Below are 13,238 nucleotides of genomic sequence, written 5' to 3' on the forward strand. Positions count from 1 at the left end.
CGCAATGGGATGATTTGGAGGCCTATCAGTACGTGGTTTCACGTACTGAGTTTATCCATTTGATGGACAAGGTGTATTCAGTGGGGCCTTATTGGAAGGATTGGTTTACGCTAGAATCTGAGCACGTTTTGATCAAGACGCATGGATCCGACCTATCAAAAGTCTACACATTGGCTTTCAAAAATGAGGGGGGGGAGGTGAAGCCCAAAAGATTCTGGCGCTCTAAAGTAGAACTAGGAGAACGCTCAGAATCTGCACCCTTACTGGGCCTGCGCATAGCGATCGATCCAGGACACATTGGTGGGGATTATGCAGCGATCGAACACAGAAGATTCATTTTAAAAGATGGAGATCCGCCGATCCAAGAAGGAAATATGACTCTCACTGTTGCTGAGTTATTAGCGACCCAACTAGAGTCATTAGGGGCGACGGTGCATCTTGTGCGGGATAAAAATAGCCCAGTCAATTCCTTCCGACCACAGGACTACTATGCCTACGCTGAGTCTAAGTTGCTTGGGAATAAGTCTGCTGTGACCGAGCAAAGTGTGAAGCGCGAGGCTGAGAAGCTTTTCTATAGGAATGGCGAAATTCGCGCGCGAGCCAAGTTGGTCAATCAGGAATTGAAGCCAGATCTAGTCCTTTGTTTGCATTTCAATGCTAATGCTGAACCTGAGCCCGAGAGCCCCAAACTCTACAAAAAAGAGCATATTCATATGATTCTCAATGGGGCCTATACCGAGAGCGAGTTGGCACATGATGATGAGAGGTTTCAGTGTGTTCTTAAAATTCTACAAGGTAACCATGCTGAGGAAGCGAAGCTCACGGCCGCGGCAGCCGCGAGCTTTCACGCTGAATCTGGACTGCCAGCTTACCAATATGCTTCTAACTCGAGCAGGGCAGTAAATGTGAATGAAAATCCTTATTTGTGGGGAAGGAACTTGATAGCCAACAGGCTGTATGAGTGCCCAGTACTGTACTTTGAACCTTATTTGATGAATGGCAAAGATTCATACACGCGCATGCAGGTCGGTGACTATGCTGCACTGAGGTTTGTGAATGGCCAGCTTCGGCCGTCGATCTACCGTGAATACGTCAATGCTGTGACAAAAGGTTTGGTGAGCTACTACACAGCTCAAGAGGAACTTGAGAAATCTCCAGAGCTAGCAGTTGATGACCCTCAAGCTATTGACCCGCTCGTAGACGTAGCTGTAGAAGCCGAGAACGTGGCAGATTCTAGTACACCAGAAAACGAAATAGAGACCGAATGAAACACTTATTGATTGCCGGAAATGGCTTTGTTGGAACAGTTACTCAGAAGTTATTCACAATGAGTGGTTGGAAAGTCACAACAATGAGCAGAAATGGAGTTGGAGACCAACATGCTGACCTTTGTTCTGTTGAATCAATAAGAAGTCTTTCTAGGTCAATAGCTTGCCCGACACATGTCTTGCATTGTGCTAGTGCTGGTGGCGGTGGAGTCGATGCATATAGCACTGTTTATCGCGAGGGAGTACGTAATTTATCGGAGATATTCCCAAATGCGCACAAGTTATTCACATCGAGCACTTCGGTATATCCACAAGTGCAGGGTGAGGTGGTGACAGAGGAATCTGCTACTAACCCAGAGAGAGAGACTGGTCAAATTTTACGAGAAGCAGAGAGGCTTGTTTTAGAGGGAAAAGGAACCGTACTGCGCCTGGCCGGTGTCTATGGGAGTGGTCGCTCGTATCTGATCCGTCGATTCTTGGCGGGAGAGGCAGCGATGGAGGAAGACGGAAGTCGATTACTCAATCACACCCACCATCAAGACGCGGCACGGGCGGTTTTGTTTCTTTGTGAAATGGGGGATAGTTCACGCGGTGAAATCTATAATGTTTGTGATTCTCATCCGATGAGTCAACTTGAGACCTACCGGGCTTTGGCTTCTATTTTTGGTCGTGAACTGCCACCGAGCGTCCCACGTAATTTGCAAAGCAAGCGCGGTTGGTCAAATAAAGCAGTTTCTAACGCTAAGGTCAGGGCCCTAGGTTGGGAGCCCGCATACCCATCCTTGGTCGGAGCAGCTGAGGAGATTGCAGCGAGTCTCAAGTGAAGGATATTTCACTGGCATGAATCGTGTCAATGGGCATCATGGCCCACATGATTTCAGAGATTTTTCACGCCGAAGATTGGAAGGAAGTAGCAGGCTTCACGTTTGAGGATATCACCTATCATGAAGCTGTGGTGGGGGGGACTGTGCGTATCGCATTCAATCGCCCCGAGTGCCGCAATGCATTTCGCCCAAAGACTGTGGACGAACTACACCAGGCGCTTGAGCATGCACATGTAAATGATTCGATAGGCGTGGTGATTCTAACAGGAAATGGCCCCAGCCCTAAAGATGGTGGTTGGGCATTTTGCTCAGGTGGTGACCAGCGAGTGCGCGGCAAAGATGGTTACAAGTATGACGGCACAGAGGATGCGACAGGAAAGAACCTTGGGCGACTTCATATTTTAGAAGTCCAGCGACTCATCCGTTTTATGCCAAAAGTGGTGATGGCAGTTGTGCCTGGTTATGCTGTAGGTGGTGGGCATTCACTGCATGTAGTTTGCGATCTAACACTAGCATCTGAAGAGTATGCCGTTTTCCAACAAAAGGATGCCGATGTTGCAAGCTTCGATGCTGGCTATGGTTCAGCGTATCTAGCCAAGCAAGTTGGTCAAAAGCGTGCCCGTGAGATATTCTTCCTAGGGCTTCGATACACTGCGCAAGACGCCTATGAAATGGGCATGGTGAACAAGGTTGTTCCACATGCTGAGCTGGAGAAGAAAGCGCTCGAGTGGGCTTGTATAATCAATGATAAATCACCCACTGCCCAGAAGATGTTGAAGTACGCCTTCAACATGACCGACGACGGAATGGTTGGGCAGCAAGTGTTCGCAGGCGAAGCCACACGGCTAGCCTACGGAACTGATGAAGCTGCAGAAGGTCGTGAAGCATTTGTTGAAAAACGTAAGGCTGACTTTTCTAAGTTCTCCAGGCAGTATTAGAGTTTACACAAAAAAGTCGCGTTGGGGAAATCCAGTGCGGCTTTTTATTTTGCTTGAACTACTATTGAGGTGGAGAGCGCTTCAGTAATAGGCCGAAGCTAGAAAGCCGAGGATGATACCAGATGCTAGGCAGGGCCAAGTGGTGAGGCTAAGAACCTTCTTCTCGCAGTTGGCTAGTCCGACTGTGGATTGGGCTGAGATGATATTAGCCAGTGATAGCAGATTTCCAACTGCACCACTGATTAGTTGGAGTGAGAGTATGGACGCGACAGGAAACCCAACTGCGTTTGCTGCACCAGCTTGTGGCTGGGCGAAGAGACAGTTGGAGACTGAGGCGCTTCCTGAAACAAAGGGTCCGAGCAGGCCGATGAAGGAGGAGAGGAGCACCAGTCCATTTTGTTCCAGCACTTGCGCCATGAAGCTAATCATACGAGGAAGCGCTGAGGATTTCTTGTTAGTGAGGATGACAATCTGAACGAGAGTTCCCCAGCAGAGGATAGCGATGAAGAGGTATGTGACAAAGGGAGCAATCTAGTAGACTTTAGCCCAGAGCGTGGAAGGGATGAGACAGCGGGGGAGGCTGTTCTCGGTTTTAGTTCGCCACGATGTTGACGAGTCGTCCTGCGACGACGATGACCTTGCGGATTGTGTTGCCGTCTGTGAAGGATTTGACCTTTTCGTCAGCTAGGGCGAGCGCTTCGACTTCTTCCTTGGAAGCGTCTTTGCTGACCATGAGCTTGGCGCGGACCTTGCCGTTTACCTGAACGACGAGTTGGATCTCGGACTCGATGAGGTATTCCTTAACGAACTGCGGCCAAGGCTGCTCAGACAGAAGCTCCGTGTTGCCGAGTTGCTTGTTGATTTCTTCAGTGATGTGCGGAGCAAATGGGTTGAGCACCTTGAGGAAATCGAGGAGCAAGCTCACAGGAAGTTTTTCAGCCTTGGTGAAGGCGTTGGTACAGATCATCATTTGTGAGATTGCTGTGTTGAAGGACATTGAGTCGATGTCTTCGCCGACCTTCTTGATCGTTTCGTGAACTACCTTGAGGAGCACTTTGTCAGTCGGCTCTTCATTGACTAGTTTCTCAGAGAGTTCCCATTCACCAGCTTGGTTCTGCGTGAATACTGCGCGCCAGACTTTCGCGAGGAAGCGAGAAACGCCTTCAACGCCCTTCATCTGCCATGGTTTCACTTGAGTAAGTGGCCCCATGAACATCTCGTAGAGGCGGAGAGAATCCGCACCGTAGAGTGCGACTACTTCGTCAGGGTTGACGACGTTGCCGATAGACTTGGACATCTTCTGACCGTCTTCACCGAGGATGAGTCCTTGGTTAACGAGCTTTTTAAATGGCTCTTTTGTAGAAAGGTGACCGAGGTCGAAGAGGACCTTGTGCCAGAAACGTGCGTAGAGGAGGTGAAGCACTGCGTGCTCGGTTCCACCGACGTAGAGGTCGACTGCTGCGTCTTCGCCGCTCCAGTAGTCTTCTGCATCTTTGGAGATGAAGCGATCGGAGTTGTTAGGGTCGCAGTAGCGGAGGTAATACCAGCATGAGCCAGCCCACTGAGGCATGGTGTTCGTTTCACGCTCGGTAGTCTCTGAGTACTGGATCCAGTCAGTTGCCTTTATGAGTGGACCACGTGGGTCGCCCGTTGGCTTGAAGTCATCCATCTCAGGCTGGAGAAGCGGGAGCTCGCTTTCATCGAGCACCTTGTGCTTGCCGTCCTCCCAGAGAACTGGGAATGGCTCACCCCAATAACGCTGACGGCTGAAGAGCCAATCGCGGAGCTTGTAGTTGGTCTTGAATGTGCCCTTCTTGTTGTCGAGGAGCCACTTGATGATGGCCTTCTTCGCGTCCTTGGTCTTCATACCATCGAGGAAGCCTGAGTTGACGGACTTGCCGTTGCCTGTGAAGCCACGCCATTCTACTTTCTCGTCGTTTGGCTGAACCACCTGAATAATAGGAAGATCATACTTTGTCGCAAATTCGAAGTCGCGATCGTCGTGTGCAGGAACCGCCATGATGGCACCAGTGCCGTAGCCCATCATCACGTAGTCAGCGATCCACACAGGAACCTTTTCGCCATTGACAGGGTTGGTCGCGTAAGCGCCAGTGAAGATGCCGGACTTGTCTTTGTTGAGGTCACCGCGCTCGAGGTCTGACTTGTTCGCACACGCTGAGATGTAGGCGTCGACTGTATCTTTCTGGTCAGCAGAGGTGATCTGCGAAACGAGCTCATGTTCAGGAGCGAGTACCATGTAAGTAGCACCGAAAAGTGTGTCTGGACGCGTGGTGAATACCACTAATTCGTGGCCTTCGATATTGAAAGTAACCTCTGCACCAGTCGACTTGCCGATCCAGTTAGTCTGGAGGGCTTTGATAGAATCTGGCCAATCGAGTGGCTCAAGTTCGTCGATCAGACGTTGTGAATACTTCGTGATACGCAGCATCCATTGCTTGAGATTACGGCGTTCGACAGTGTGGCCTTTTGCCTTCCATTCGTCGACTTCTTCGTTGGCGAGCACAGTGCCGAGGTCTGGTGACCAGTTCACAGGAGCTTCTGAGATGAAGGCAAGACGTTCAGCGTCGATTTCTTCGCGCGTGAGTCCTTTTGCCTCGAGCTCTGAGATTGGCTTGGCCTTCTTTTCCTCTTCGCAAAAGTAGGAATTATAAAGCTGGATAAAGAGCCACTGTGTCCACTTCACGTAGCCTGGATCAGTGGTGTTGATTTCACGATCCCAGTCGTAGCCAAAGCCGAGTGACTTGAGCTGCTTGCGGAAGTTATTGACGTTTTGCTCTGTGGTGATGCGTGGGTGCTGGCCTGTCTTGATGGCGTATTGTTCAGCAGGTAAGCCGAATGCGTCCCAACCCATTGGATGGAGCACATTGTGACCATTCATGCGCTTATAACGGCCGATGATGTCAGTCGCTGTGTAGCCTTCTGGGTGACCAACGTGGAGGCCCGCGCCAGATGGGTAAGGGAACATATCGAGCACGAAGTACTTTGGCTTGGACGGATCGAAGTCTGCATCACCTAGGTTTGGTGTGCGGAAGGTTTTGTTCTCGTCCCAGTGTTGTTGCCACTGTGGCTCGAAGACGTCGAATGGAAATGGTTTCATGATTTTGACAGCCGCGAAATCATTGGTCATGTGTCATTGGTCATGGAGACCATTGCTATGAAACGACTCGGCGCGTTATTTAAAGTTTTTTTTGTAGAAGGGATGGCTATCTGCCGTCCACAGGAGATTGATGCAGAGGTGTGTAGCGGATGTGGGGCGATGGTAAAGAAAAACTCCTGCAAGAATCTCTATCCTCATAATTACATAATGTAGGTAAATCGTTAATTTTTTTAAATAGACTCCAGTCTTCTGAGGCGTCACGGGCTAGAGCAGCAAAGACTGGAGTAAGGGAGGCGACCTTCTTTTTGATCCGCTGCTGATGTTTAAAATTCTAGTTCAGCAAAGTTTTCATGGTCTCAGCGATGAGGATTCAGAATTTTAAATAAGAGATCGTGTGATCTTAACCTCAATATGATCCACAAAATCTGTAAGAAAATGAAGGCTGATGACCTTCGTGGCCTTGAGGTCAATCCTCCAGAGATCAAGGTATTTGCACATGGTGCGCTTTGTATCGCTGTCTCGGTTGCTCACTTTAATATGTTGGAGCATAGCCAGAGGCCTACCAATAAAGCTCTTGCTGCTGCTCAGGCGACTGCATGGTCCGCCAGTAGGGGGTAAAAAAGTGGGGGCAAAAGCAACACACCGCAAAGTTCTTGTGGATGAGATTACGAATCTCTACTAAAAGGCTGGCGTGCGCGATATTGCAAGCTTGGCTAAAGAACTTAAGGCTGGTGAAGACAACCTTGCGACCGGTGACTCATCAGCTGCAGTTAAAGGCGTTGTTGCCGAGTTTCGTCTCCAGCATGGTGAAGAGATGGTAACTGTGGAATCTGCAGCGTGTGGAAGTTATATCGCTCTCAAGCATGAAGGCAAAGCAAAGCGTGGTGATCAGCTTTACAAAATGGTGCCAATCAAAACTGAAGCAGCTAAGTCAGTATGATTTCACGTCACAAACTGGGGAGGTTTATTGCTTGTGATCTTTGTGCCGACAGCGCTCCAGAGTATTTTGAAATGGATGAAGATGGTATGGCAACGTTGCTTAATGTTCAGCGTAGTCACGATGCCTTCATCTATACCAAAGCCCTAGAAGTGGATCGTGACGTCCCCGAGGAGGCTGAAGAAAGTTGTTCATTGAGTATTATTCGTATTGATCCGTAAGCTGGTATTGACAAAATTTATCTTAGCGTTCAAGGCTCTCTTGCCAAACCGCAGGAAGCTCTGTCCATGGCAGAGTGAATTGTACAGAGGTCTCCGAGTTCTCCCTCGGAGGCTTCGCTTTTTTTACAGATATCTCAAGCGTAAGTGTGGGCTTGATTTTCTTAATGATCTGGAGAATGGTCGCATCAAGTTATGGCTATCGAATCGATCAAGCAAGTAGTAGGCAAGGCAGTACCAGTGCCGGGTGCAGATGTGGACACTGACCGCATTATCCCTGCGCGTTTCCTCAAATGTGTGACATTTGATGACCTCGCAGAAGGCATGTTCTACGATGAGCGATTCGAACCAGATGGATCTAGCAAAGGTCACCCGATCGATGCACCTGAGTACAAAAGTGCATCTGTGATGGTTGTTGGGCCAAACTTCGGTTGTGGCTCATCCCGCGAGCACGCTCCTCAGTCCATTCATCGCTCCGGATTTAGTGCGATTGTTGGCGTTTCTTTCGCTGAGATTTTCTTTGGGAATTCAGTGAATCTCGGTATGCCATGTGTGTCTCTCACTCTAGCTGATAACGAAAAGCTTTCTTCAATGGTGCAGTCGGATCCAAGTCTTGAAATAGCAGTGGACCTTGAAGAGAAGACTGTCACTTGTGGTGGTGTTATCTTCACAATGGATATGCCAAATGGCGCGCGTGAAGCCCTAGTAAACGGCAAGTGGGACACCATCGGTGAACTTGCCGATAACGCTGCTGCTATAGATGCAACAGCAGCATCACTCTCTTACGTTCAGTAGAAATTTCCTTTCAATAGCCCCATGAGCTTTTGCTTATGGGGCTGTTTTCGTTTGGTTCATCAAGCGATTGGTCCGCCAACTTCTGAACGACGGAGCAGGAACTCCTGAGCTGCCGCGCGGTAGGAGTGTGCGCCAATACCGCTAGGGTCGTGTTCGAAAATGGTTTTGCCGTGAGAGGGAGCTTCACCGATACGAATCGTACGTGGGATGACATTCTCGTAGAGTTGCTCAGGGAAGTAATTGGAGACTTCTTCAACCACCTGACGTGAAAGATTGGTTCGCCCGTCAAACATGGTCATAAGAATACCCTCGAGTTTGAGCTTCGGAGCAGCTCCAGATTCACGGATTTGCTCTATGACGTGGACGATCTTAGCAAGACCTTCTAGACCAAACCACTCACACTGCAGCGGGATAACCACTTCGTCTGCAGCGGCGAGTGAAGTAGTCATCAGCACACCAAGTGATGGCGGTGTGTCGAGGATTACGTAGTCGTACGTCTTACTGCGCTTGAGGTTGGTAAGTAATTTACGCAAGCGAGTGAGGTGGTCGTCGCTGCGGGCCAGTTCGATCTCCACACCAGCTAGATCCATGCCAGAGGGGACGATCGAGAGGTTTTCAATACGCGTTGGGACGATTTTGTCTTTGACTTTAGCCTCACCAATAAGTGGGTAGTACATGGAGCCTTCACTGTCAGGTTCAATTCCAAGGCCTGAAGTTGCATTAGCCTGTGGGTCTAGATCCAGTAAGAGCACACGCTGTCCAGCTTCTGCGAGTGCTGCTGAGAGTGAAATGGCAGTGGTTGTTTTCCCGACTCCTCCTTTTTGGTTGGCGATAGCGACTACGTTCATGGTGATAAAAATGGCTGAGAATTTGGGGAGGTCCGCAGCTAAGTCGAAATACTTGCGGCTTAGCGTTGCAGCACGGTGTGAGACTTGCATAAAAGGGGGCTGACACGGAAGAGAAAAGCGCTGAGTGATGAAGATTGACGAACAATGGATACGAAAAGCCGCTGGCTGGAGAGCGATGAAGGAGGGGAAAGAGATTTTCGCTCGCGGAGTAGTGACGAAGGCTAGCCAAAATCAGGGACTTATTGTCGGCGAAATATCGGGTGGGGCTAAGACTTTGAGGGTGACTCTACGTATTCATAGTGATACCGACATTGACACAGTTTGCCCGCGTATGGCGTGCCGGCGTACTGGAGAGATTTGTCAGCACGCAGTGGCTGTGATGCTCGGGGTGATCCATGGTACTCGTGAGAAAAAGAAGGCTCGAAATCCGGATTTTAGTAATCCATCTACCGATACACAGCCATCAAATATTCCGTTGCTCCGGGTGTTAGTCCCGCCCAACTTCCCCAAAGGACTGCCAGAAGGTGGGCTTTCCGTGAAACTTGAGAAGTCTGATGGCGAACGAGCTTTAGTCCGTGGAGACGTGAAATTTTTCCAATGGTTAGATCAAAATGCAGCAGGTAAAATCCCTCCGATGTTTGGCGTGAAGGGGAAGAAGGCTCTGCAGCTACTGAAGTCATTAGACGGGCATCCAGAGTTACTTTCAGGTGAACGGCAACTGCGTGTGGGGACCAGTGGAGTTCGCATTCCTATGCATGTGGCGATGGATGATGATAGGGTGGAATTAGCTCTATCTAGTAGTGTGACTGAGCATGGATCCGCGTGGTTCGCTGATGACGAGCTTTGGCTTTGGGATCATGAACAAGCAGTCTTGGTCGCGATTGATGTGTCCAGCGTGTTAAACGAACGGCAGTGGCTCAGAGTGGCGAGTGGTAACCCAGTTTTTGTGCCTTTGAAGAGTTTTATGCAGCAGATGGCTGCGTGGCAGAGTTTAGCTCTGTGGGATGATGACTCCGTGTTAGGTGAAATTCCTATCGTCGAGGGGCAACCAGAATTTAAGCTGAAACTTGAGGGTTCCACCAATAAACTTCGAGCCACTCTCACAGCGAATTACACCCCTGAGGTCTCTTTGACGCTGGGGTTGTTTGGGGCTAATGATATTAGCTTCCCAGTGGTAGATGCTAGTAATGAAGGGCATTGGGTCGACAGGAACCGTGATGCTGAAGATGATGCCGCAGGTAATTTGATGCGCTATGGTTTTCAGATTACAGGAGCTAAAGGAGAGTGGGAGTTGTCTGGGGATGACGCAGTGATTGACTTTTTGACCGATGCCTTGCCTGAGCTAGAGAAAAAGTGGACGGTTCTAACTGGTGGTAAGCTAAGCTCAATCAAAGGGAATTTGGTTCGAGTGCGGCCACACATGAATGTGCAAGGGAGTGGTGAAGAATGGTTAGCATTTGACTATGGTTTTCAAACTGACAGCGGACGTGAGATCCCACGTGAGGCAATTCAAAAAATGTTAGCTTCGGGTAAGCGGAGTGCGACCACCAAAAATGGTAAACAAGTTGTTATTTCCCAGTTCGATGCCGAGATGATGGAGTCTGTACTGCGTGATACCGATCCTCGCCAGGAAGGTGGCAAGTACTACGTGCCTAAAAATCAAGGAGCTTACCTCAAGCGTGTTCGCGAATACTACCAAGGGGAAAGTAAGTCTGAGCCAGATCGTTCGATTTTACAGCGTTTGCCTTCAGTCATTACCGATGCTCTACGTGGCTATCAGGAAGAAGGCATAGCATGGCTTTATGAGCGATGTGTTAACGAGTCGGCTGCTTTATTGGCTGATGATATGGGCTTAGGAAAAACCCTCCAAACTCTAGCAGTGCTGAGCCTCCGACAAGAAGTTAGTCAGCCGTCGTTGGTGGTGTGCCCTACTTCATTGTTAGCTAACTGGGCTGATGAGGCTGAGAAGTGGGCGCCGCAGTTAAAGGTGCAGTTAATGCACGGGCCACAGCGGAAGGAGCATTTCAAATCAATTTCTTCGGTCGATGTGATAATCACTAGCTATGCTCTGGTGGTTCGAGATCTAGCGGAGTACCAAAATTTAGAGCTCAATACTTTGGTGTTAGATGAAGCAAGCATGATTCGAAATGCTGACACGCAGGCGGCTAAGGCCTTACGCAAGCTGAATGCTGGTGCGCGTGTTGCTCTGACTGGAACTCCAGTGGAAAATGCTGTGCGAGATCTGTGGTCGCTCTACGCCTTCCTGCTGCCTGGCTATTTGGGGTCTAAGGAGGATTTCAAAAATCGGTACGAATTGGCGCTGGCTGGGGCGCAACCTGACGAAAACGTTCTACGACGACTGCGCTTACGCGTCGAGCCATTCATGATCCGCAGGACAAAGGCGCAGGTGGCCAAAGACCTCCCACAGAAGTTGGAACAAACACTGTGGTGTCAGCCATCCAAACTACAAAAAGAGGCCTATCAAGAAATCCTGCGCCAAGGGGTGGTTAAGGTCGATGAGTTAGAGGGGGGACGAGCTAGAATGCAGATGTTGACGGTTCTGTTGAGACTGCGCCAAGCAAGTTGTGACCTCAGATTACTGGGAGGTGAATCGATGGCTGAGCGAGAGCTTTCGATGCTGTCTGCGAAGTTAGAAATGCTTATTGAGCTCTTACATGAAGCAAGACGCGGAGGTCACAGAGTTCTGGTATTTAGTCAATTCACCAAAATGTTAGGATTCATTAAGGAGGCTTTGGCTAATGAGGGCATTAGTTTCGCCTATTTAGATGGAGCAACGCGTGACCGATCGGGTGAGGTGAAGAAATTTCAGGCGTCCAATGGGCCAGATGTGTTCTTGATAAGTTTGAAGGCTGGTGGTTACGGACTCAACCTCACAGCTGCAGACACTGTCGTGCACTTTGATCCATGGTGGAATCCAGCGGTGGAGGCTCAGGCCACAGATAGAGCCTACCGAATTGGCCAAACCAAGCCAGTGACTGTCTATAAGTTGATCGCCAAAGGAACGGTCGAAGAGAAAATTCTTAGACTGCAAGAGAGAAAACGTGGCTTAATTGGTGCGGCCATTGGTGATGAAGCCGAGCCAATGATGACTGGGCTCAATGCTGAGGATATGCGAGATTTGTTGAGTTAGTTCATATGGGGCTTTCCAACTCGACAGTACGGCCCTAAAAACAACCAAGCTCTTATACATTATGTTCAGTATTTCCCAATTATCCGACGATCAGAAACAGCAAATTGCAGTATGGGCTGAGGCCGGTGCGCAACTCCCCGATATCCAGAAACAGATATTGGAAGAATTTGAGATTCAAATCACCTATATGGATACCCGATTCTTGGTGTTAGACCTAGGGATTGAATTGGTGAAAGAAGTTGTAGTGGAAGAGCCAGAGAAAGTTGAGGTGGTGAAGGTGGCTACCGGATTTGTGGACGCAACTGTCGATGAAATCGAGCGTCTAGGTGCTTTGAAGTCGGGTTCGGTGACTTTTAGCGATGGAGAAAAGGCGTTGTGGATGATTGATCAAGAAGGTCGTCTTTCGATCGATGCCGACACTCCTGGTTATCAAGCTGAGGAAGAAGATCTCATAAAGTTCCAAGAAAAACTCCGCGACTTACTCACCTAAATAATTAAGTGTAGTGACCATGAAAATCCTACAAGGATTGAGCGTGCTTCTGACTTTGCTGTGCGCTAGTTGCTCAGCACCACAATCACCCAAAGTTCAGCCAAATCCAGTGATTGCCGATATCAATGGCTTGGTGATTATCAACAATACGCAGGCTGATATCACTGAAGTGAGGCTCACAATCGCTGAATCCGCACGACAGGTCAATGTGAGCCGCGTGTTGCCCATGAGCGAGTTTGCTACTGTCTTTCAGGCAAAAGAGTATCGAGGCCGACCAGCTAAGCTTACTTGGAGGCAGGGAGGTGTCGGCCATGTGAGCCTAGGACTAATCTTCTCAACCCCACGTGAAGTCTACGAAGGTGAACAACTGAGAGCGTTCCTAACAATAGGTTCAGAAGGGAAGGTGCGAGCAGAAGCAAAGTAGCAATAGTTGGAAAGTGGGCTAGGATGTCGTCCACGCTTGGTTAGTCAGCAAGGCAGCTAAGGCCTTGCATGAACTCATTGCAGATAAGTTAGCCTCATCTGGATTTGGAGACCGGCTGAGTATGAGGAAAGACCCGATGTGTCCAGGTGACTTACTATGCAGATTGTTCGAAGTATAGTTTGTAGTAAAAGGTGGCGGCACAAGAAAGCCCGCCAATAGATTTATTG

At 49.2% G+C, this 13,238-nt stretch carries 13 protein-coding genes; 10 read left to right on the forward strand and 3 right to left on the reverse strand.

Going from position 1 to position 13,238, the window contains the following annotated elements:
* The 3 genes from ABGY95_RS10080 to ABGY95_RS10090 all read left to right on the forward strand — a co-directional run.
* Window positions 1–1,268 (forward strand): N-acetylmuramoyl-L-alanine amidase (locus ABGY95_RS10080; protein ID WP_347441553.1); only part of this gene is annotated, 1,268 nt, incomplete at its 5' end.
* The gene (locus ABGY95_RS10085; RefSeq protein WP_347441554.1) at window positions 1,265–2,092 is read left to right on the forward strand and encodes an NAD-dependent epimerase/dehydratase family protein; all 828 of its coding nucleotides are present in this window, start codon (window positions 1,265–1,267) and stop codon (window positions 2,090–2,092) included. The genes ABGY95_RS10080 and ABGY95_RS10085, both read left to right, overlap by 4 nt.
* Before the next feature lie 47 nt (window positions 2,093–2,139).
* Complete coding sequence (locus ABGY95_RS10090) at window positions 2,140–3,030, forward strand: 1,4-dihydroxy-2-naphthoyl-CoA synthase (RefSeq protein WP_347441564.1); 891 nt, start codon at window positions 2,140–2,142, stop codon at window positions 3,028–3,030.
* An 81-nt stretch (window positions 3,031–3,111) separates the two neighbouring features.
* Here ABGY95_RS10090 and ABGY95_RS10095 read toward each other — a convergent pair whose 3' ends face one another.
* On the reverse strand, window positions 3,112–3,561 hold the full coding sequence (locus ABGY95_RS10095) for an L-lactate permease (protein ID WP_347441565.1): 450 nt from the start codon (window positions 3,559–3,561) through the stop codon (window positions 3,112–3,114).
* Between the two features lie 61 nt (window positions 3,562–3,622).
* A complete protein-coding gene (gene leuS / locus ABGY95_RS10100; protein WP_347441555.1) occupies window positions 3,623–6,148 on the reverse strand; it encodes a leucine--tRNA ligase in 2,526 nt (841 codons plus the stop codon).
* A gap of 411 nt (window positions 6,149–6,559) precedes the next feature.
* Between leuS and ABGY95_RS10105 the strand changes: the two genes are divergently transcribed.
* The 4 genes from ABGY95_RS10105 to leuD all read left to right on the forward strand — a co-directional run bounded on the left by ABGY95_RS10105 (window position 6,560) and on the right by leuD (window position 8,098).
* The gene (locus tag ABGY95_RS10105; RefSeq protein ID WP_347441556.1) at window positions 6,560–6,766 is read left to right on the forward strand and encodes a hypothetical protein; all 207 of its coding nucleotides are present in this window, start codon (window positions 6,560–6,562) and stop codon (window positions 6,764–6,766) included.
* Window positions 6,767–6,839: 73 nt separating this feature from the next.
* On the forward strand, window positions 6,840–7,088 hold the full coding sequence (locus ABGY95_RS10110) for a hypothetical protein (protein ID WP_347441557.1): 249 nt from the start codon (window positions 6,840–6,842) through the stop codon (window positions 7,086–7,088).
* On the forward strand, window positions 7,085–7,306 hold the full coding sequence (locus tag ABGY95_RS10115; protein ID WP_347441558.1) for a ferredoxin: 222 nt from the start codon (window positions 7,085–7,087) through the stop codon (window positions 7,304–7,306). The genes ABGY95_RS10110 and ABGY95_RS10115 overlap by 4 nt, the downstream gene beginning before the upstream one ends.
* A 192-nt stretch (window positions 7,307–7,498) precedes the next feature.
* Window positions 7,499–8,098, forward strand: a complete 600-nt coding sequence (gene leuD, locus ABGY95_RS10120; protein ID WP_347441559.1) for a 3-isopropylmalate dehydratase small subunit — start codon at window positions 7,499–7,501, stop codon at window positions 8,096–8,098.
* Between the two features lie 59 nt (window positions 8,099–8,157).
* On the opposite strand, the gene ABGY95_RS10125 is transcribed toward leuD, so the two are convergent.
* A complete protein-coding gene (locus ABGY95_RS10125) occupies window positions 8,158–8,946 on the reverse strand; it encodes a ParA family protein (RefSeq protein WP_347441566.1) in 789 nt (262 codons plus the stop codon).
* Between the two features lie 127 nt (window positions 8,947–9,073).
* Between ABGY95_RS10125 and ABGY95_RS10130 the strand changes: the two genes are divergently transcribed.
* The 3 genes from ABGY95_RS10130 to ABGY95_RS10140 all read left to right on the forward strand — a co-directional run bounded on the left by ABGY95_RS10130 (window position 9,074) and on the right by ABGY95_RS10140 (window position 13,011).
* On the forward strand, window positions 9,074–12,097 hold the full coding sequence (locus ABGY95_RS10130) for a DEAD/DEAH box helicase (protein WP_347441560.1): 3,024 nt from the start codon (window positions 9,074–9,076) through the stop codon (window positions 12,095–12,097).
* 61 nt (window positions 12,098–12,158) lie between these two features.
* Complete coding sequence (locus ABGY95_RS10135; protein ID WP_347441561.1) at window positions 12,159–12,587, forward strand: hypothetical protein; 429 nt, start codon at window positions 12,159–12,161, stop codon at window positions 12,585–12,587.
* A gap of 19 nt (window positions 12,588–12,606) precedes the next feature.
* Window positions 12,607–13,011, forward strand: a complete 405-nt coding sequence (locus ABGY95_RS10140; RefSeq protein WP_347441562.1) for a hypothetical protein — start codon at window positions 12,607–12,609, stop codon at window positions 13,009–13,011.
* Window positions 13,012–13,238: the final 227 nt, after the last annotated feature.

The organism is Rubritalea sp. (assembly GCF_039830215.1).
Classification (GTDB): Bacteria; Verrucomicrobiota; Verrucomicrobiia; order Verrucomicrobiales; family Akkermansiaceae; genus Rubritalea.